This window comes from Euzebyales bacterium, assembly GCA_035461305.1.
GTDB lineage: Bacteria > Actinomycetota > Nitriliruptoria > Euzebyales > JAHELV01 > JAHELV01.
The window spans coordinates 1-5,242 of the sequence record DATHVN010000194.1; the positions used below are offsets into that span (position 1 = coordinate 1).

General features: G+C 71.4%; 6 protein-coding genes. 3 read left to right on the forward strand and 3 right to left on the reverse strand.

The features are described from left to right. From VK923_17845 to VK923_17855, 3 genes are all read right to left on the reverse strand, one after another. On the reverse strand, positions 1–596 hold a 596-nt coding region (locus VK923_17845; protein HSJ46544.1), incomplete at its 3' end, for a hypothetical protein. 29 nt (positions 597–625) lie between these two features. Next, positions 626–1,057: an ester cyclase gene (locus VK923_17850; protein ID HSJ46545.1), complete on the reverse strand. Its 432-nt coding sequence runs from the start codon at positions 1,055–1,057 to the stop codon at positions 626–628. 25 nt (positions 1,058–1,082) lie between these two features. After that, entirely contained in the window at positions 1,083–1,682 is a 600-nt protein-coding gene (locus tag VK923_17855) for a hypothetical protein (GenBank protein ID HSJ46546.1), read from the reverse strand. 376 nt (positions 1,683–2,058) lie between these two features. Between VK923_17855 and VK923_17860 the strand changes: the two genes are divergently transcribed. From VK923_17860 to VK923_17870, 3 genes are all read left to right on the forward strand, one after another. Next, the gene (locus VK923_17860) at positions 2,059–2,961 is read left to right on the forward strand and encodes an AAA family ATPase (GenBank protein ID HSJ46547.1); all 903 of its coding nucleotides are present in this window, start codon (positions 2,059–2,061) and stop codon (positions 2,959–2,961) included. Beyond that, the gene (locus tag VK923_17865; GenBank protein ID HSJ46548.1) at positions 2,958–3,611 is read left to right on the forward strand and encodes a hypothetical protein; all 654 of its coding nucleotides are present in this window, start codon (positions 2,958–2,960) and stop codon (positions 3,609–3,611) included. Before VK923_17860 ends, VK923_17865 begins: the two co-directional genes overlap by 4 nt. A gap of 165 nt (positions 3,612–3,776) precedes the next feature. Then, complete coding sequence (locus VK923_17870) at positions 3,777–4,451, forward strand: tetratricopeptide repeat protein (protein ID HSJ46549.1); 675 nt, start codon at positions 3,777–3,779, stop codon at positions 4,449–4,451. Positions 4,452–5,242 lie beyond the last annotated feature (791 nt).

Here is a 5,242-nt window from a genome sequence, read left to right on the forward strand (position 1 = left end):
GTCCCGTTGTCCGCGGTGATGCGGCGCGTGTCGAACCGGAAGTCCGTGGTGGTCAGCGCGATGTCGCCGGGCTGGGTCTGGGCGCTGTCCACACCGGCGGCTGCGACGACCGACAGCGCTGTGGCGCCGATCAGGACGACGACCGCTGCGGCGGCCAGCGCCGTGGCTCGCCGGGACGGCGGGGTTGGTCGCTGGGCCTGACGGAACGCCGGGACCGCTGCTGCACTGCCCACGAGGGTCGACAGGGTGAACAGTGCCAGTGGGAGGAAGTCGGTCGGTGTCTCGGGGTGGGTCAGCGCGTCCGCCAGGAACGGCGCGCTGGACAGCAGCTCAGCGAGCGACACGGCTCCGAGCCATACGATGCCGATCCGTCGCCACCGCCAGAGCACGATCAGGCCGAGCACGAACGGGGCGGTCATCGCGACGAGGAACATCTCGATGCTGCCAGCGATGATCGTGGCAGCGACGAACGACGCGATCGCACCGCAGGACGCAGCCACCAGCAGGTCGAGCCATCCGACACGGATCCGCCGGCCAGGCGGCGCCTCCGCAGGGTCGGTCCGAGCAGGTCCGCTCGTGTGGTTGACGGTGGTCATGATCATGTCCTTTCTGGGTCCTTGCGTCGCTACGCCGCCGTGTCCGGCGGCGGCGCTCCGAGCTGCACGAGCAGGCTCGCCGTGTCGACGGCTGCCCAGCGCTCGACGATCCGCCCATCGGCGCCGATCCGGTTGATGTCGATGACCTCGAACGCGACCTGCCGGCCGGTGGGCGCGACGCCGAGGAACGCACCGGCGTGGGTGCCGCGCACGGTGCTGCGCGTGGCGACCCGGTCGGCTTCAGTGATCTGGTCCTCGACGATCAGGTGCAGATCAGGAAACGTCCGGCGCAGCGTCGTGACCCAGTCCTTCAGGCCCGCGACGCCCGGCCTTCCCGGCAGCGCCCGGATGTGGTCGACGCAGTCGTCCGCGACGAGCTCGTCGGCGACGGTGAGGTCGCCCTGCGTGAACACCTCCTCGTCGAGACGGCGGGCACGGCGTTTCATCTGTTGCGGTGACATCGGCTGCTCCTCGACGCTGCGGAGTTCACGCTACGGGCGCCGTGCGGATCCGGTCCGAGCCAGATCGCGCCGTGGTGCGCGACGACTGGTCGCGGTTCAGCGGCGTGACGACAGGCCGGTGCGGGATGGCGCAGCCGAGCGCCTGCACGGCGAGGAACGACCAGTAGTAGACGGCGACCCAGGCGCCACGAGCTGTCGTCACGGCCAGCTCGGGGCCGCCGAACCCCGTGACCGTGAGCACCCAGTTGGGGATCGGCGTCAGCGCGATCACGCCGCTGACGATCCGCCCCCACATCGGCCCGCGTCCCGAGATCGCGTACCCGCTGACCATGCCGAACAGGGGCACCCCGATGGCGCCAAAGCCGATGCCGTCGGCGAGCATCGCCGCCATCCCACCCGCGGTGAACAGCCCAGGGACCAAGACGCCGGCGAACAGCACCGGTGCCGCCGCCAGCCACCTCCAGCCCCGCCGGCCGCCGGTGCAGCGCAGGTGCTCGGCCCAGCCGAGCAGCATGCCGGTGAGCACACCGGGCAGCAGGACCCACACGAACGTGCCGACCCACTCGACGTTCGACCCGAACCCGGCGATCTCGGCCATGAACCCCCGCAGCCCGGCGGCCCACACCAGGCCGCAGACGCCGCCGACAGCGAGCAGCGCCGCCGGGCGACCCCCACGAGGCGTCTCGTGCTGGCCTCATCAACCGTCAACGTTGGTGATCGCATGATCCGCCTCCACGGGCGCGCTCCAGTCACCGAGTGCACGGTGGGTGATGCCGGGGTCATGCGCCACGACGAGGGCTCCCGTTCGCTGGACGTTTGCCTAGACTTGCCGACGGTGGACGCCAGCGCGGGTCGGGATCAGCCTCCGTTCGAGGCGGTGCTCAGCGCCTCCGGCTTCGCGCGGGCCTGACGCAGGAGGCGCTGGCCGACCGCGCCCGCGTGAGCGCCAAGGCGGTCAGCGACCTGGAACGCGACCCACGCGGCGCCCGCGGCTGACGACCGTGGCACTGCTCGGCGACGCACTCGCACTGTCGACCGGGGACCGCGCCCGGTTGCTCGCCGCCGCGCGTCATGACGACACTGCAACGGCGGCCCGAGCGCCGGTCTCACCGCGCTGGGTGCTGCCCCGCACACTGACCCCGCTGCTCGGACGCGCCGGTGTCACAGCGGCCGTGTCGGAGCTGCTGCGGCGCGGCGACACGCAGCTGCTGACGCTGACCGGCCCGGGAGGTGTGGGCAAGACCCGAGTGGCCATCGAGGTCGCGCGACACACGAGCGACGCCTTCCCCGACGGCGTGGTGTTCGTCGACCTTACGCCGCTGCGCGACCCGGCGCTGGTGCTACGCAGGATGGACGCCGGCCTGGGCATCGACGGCCGCGACGCGACGCCGCTGCACGACCGCACCGTGGCGGCGCTGCACGACCGGCGGCTGCTGGTGGTGCTCGACAACCTCGAGCATCCGCTGCCCGCCGCAGCCGACGTCGTCGCACTCCTCGAGGCGTGTCCCGACCTTCAGGTGCTGGCCACCAGCCGGGTGTCGCTGCGGGTGCGGGCCGGCCGCGAGTACATGATCGCACCGCTGGCGCTGCCCGACCGGTCGGACACCGCCGACATGCTGGCGCGGTCACCCGCGGTGGAGCTGTTCGTCGACCGCGCCCGCGCCGCGGGCCTGGACATGCCGCTCGACGCCGACAGCCTGCCGATCGTGGCGGACATCTGCCGGCGGCTCGAAGGCCTCCCCCTGGCGCTGGAGCTCGCCGCCGCGCGGACGCGGATACTGCCACCGGCGGCGCTGCGTGCGCGGCTCGACCACCGCCTGGCCGTGCTGGTCAGCGGGCCTCCCGATCTGGCCAACCCGTCAGCAGACCCTGCGGGACGCAATCGCGTGGAGACGACCTGTTGACCGAACGCGAGCGTGCGATCTTCCGGCGGCTGTGCGTGTTCGCCGGCGGCTGCACCCTCGACGCCGCCGACGCGGTCTGCGGACGCGCCGATGTCGACGGGACCTCGGTGCTCGAGGAGCTGACGGCGCTGGTCGACAGCAGCCTGATCCGTGTGCGAGCGCCCGTCGATAGCGACGATGCAGCCCGCGTGGTGCTGCTGGAGACGATCCGCGAGTTTGGATTGGAGCGGCTGCGGACCCACGGCGAACACGACGACGTCCGACAGCGCCACGCCGACTACTTCGTCGCGGTCGCTGAGAACGTCACGGCGGACCTGTCCGGGGCCGGCGCCCCAGCCGCCGCAGCGCGGTTGGACACCGAGCACGACAACTTGCGGGCCGCGCTGCGGTGGCTCCACGACCGTGCGGACGCGCCGACCACGTTGCGCCTCACGGGTTGCCTCTGGCCGTTCTGGTTCCAGCGCGGCCACCTCACCGAAGGGCGGCGATGGCTTCAACACGCCCTCGACCTGCCAGGCGCTGATGCCGTCGCACGACCCCTGCGGCTGGCCGCGCTCGTTGGCGCCGCGGCTGGCGATGGATCAGGCCGACAACGCCGCCGCAGCCGCCGCGTGCGCGGACGCCGTCGCGCTGGCACGTGGGCAGCGTGACCCCCGCCAGCTCGTCGCCGCCCTCAACGTCCGCGGCCACATCGCACGGCTGCGTGACCGTACGCCGACTCGATCCGCGACCACGATGAGGCGCGCGCGCTCGCACACGCCGCCCACGACCAGGCTGGCGAAGCGGAGGCGCTGCTCGGCCTCGCCTGGGCCGCGATGTTCACCGGTGATGCGCGCCGTGGCCGAGACCTGGCCGACGACAGCGTGGCCGTCGCCCGAGCCTCCGGCAACGACCGCCTCGTCGCTCAAGCCCTGTCTCTGCTGGCGTGGCAGGCCACGAACACCGGGGACTACGACCGGGCCGAGACGCTCGCAATGGAGAGCCTCGACCGCTGGCGTCAACTGGGCGACACCGGCGAGGTCGCGGAGCTGCACTTCCAGCTCGGCAACGTCGCGATGTTCCGGGGCGACCACGAACGTGCCGACCGATCGTTCCAGGACGCGCTGGCCCTGCACCGCGACCGCGGTGACGTGCTCCACCTGTCCCGCGACATGTCGGCGGTCGGCGCCGCGGCGCTCAACCTGCGCGACCTCGATCGTGCGCGGGCGCTGATCGACGAGAGCCTTGACCTCGCACGGCGATACGACGACCGCTGGGGTCAAGCGATGTCACTGACCCTACTGGGACACGTCGAACTCGCCACCGGCGACGCCGCGCGTGCGCTCGCCCTCCTCGCCACGGCGGCAGGCCAGTTCAACGTCATCGGCAACCTGCTCTACCTGCCGTGGTGTTTGGAAGGCCTGGCCGGCGTCGCTGCCGCCCGAGGAAACCTGCTCCCGCCGCCGAGCTCGACGGGGCCCGCGAGGCCGTCACCGCGCAGGTCGGCGTAGCGATACCGCCCATCCACCCCGACGGCCACACCCACACGCTGACCACCGCACGGACCGCGCTGACACCCGGACTATTCGACGCCGCGCGAACGATCGGCCGGACCCGGCCACTCAACCACGTCATCGCCAGCGCCGTCAGCGACGCATGATGCACACACCGCTCCACAGCGCCTGCTGCAGCGCTTCATGTTCATTGAACCGCACAGAGCCGATGAGCAGGTCGTCCAATGGGCGCGACTGGTGACCAGTGGCACGCGCGTCTGTGGCACCACTGGGGTCGGGCGCGTCGCCTCGTCCCAGTCCGCGCTCACACCGCTGCGGAAGCAGCACCCCCGACACGAGGGTCCGAGTGATCACGCCATTGTGCCTGTCATGCGACACGTCGGGTCGGTCAGCGGCATATTGCCGGTTAGGAGCGGCGTCTTGGTTCGGAGCTGGTTGACATTCCGCTTCGGCTCCGGCGGGATAATAGTTCTCGGCGAGCTGCGTGCCCGTTGCCGGCCGGATCAGCTGATCTGCTCCGAAGAATGTCTGGCGTGGTGCCGGCATGAACGTCGCAGGGACCGTCGGAGGTGACGATGACGTTGACCCAGATCGCGAAGGGGCTCTGGCAGCCTCCGGCGCGGTTCGCCGACCGTCCGAACGACCGCAGCGTCACCTTTCTCGGCTCTTCGTCTCTGAGCGGGGACCGGGTGTGATTGGGCTGCTCGTTGGGGTTGCGCCGTGAACGCCTGAAGCTCTCCGAAACTCGCGGTTGATCACGACTGCGAGAAGGAGAGCTCCAGGTGGCC

What these genes read in the sequence shown, in the direction of transcription:
- VK923_17850 (HSJ46545.1), bottom strand. Translation starts at nt 1,057, where the DNA reads ATGTCACCGCAACAGATGAAACGCCGTGCCCGCCGTCTCGACGAGGAG.
- VK923_17870 (HSJ46549.1), top strand. Translation starts at nt 3,777, where the DNA reads ATGTTCACCGGTGATGCGCGCCGTGGCCGAGACCTGGCCGACGACAGC.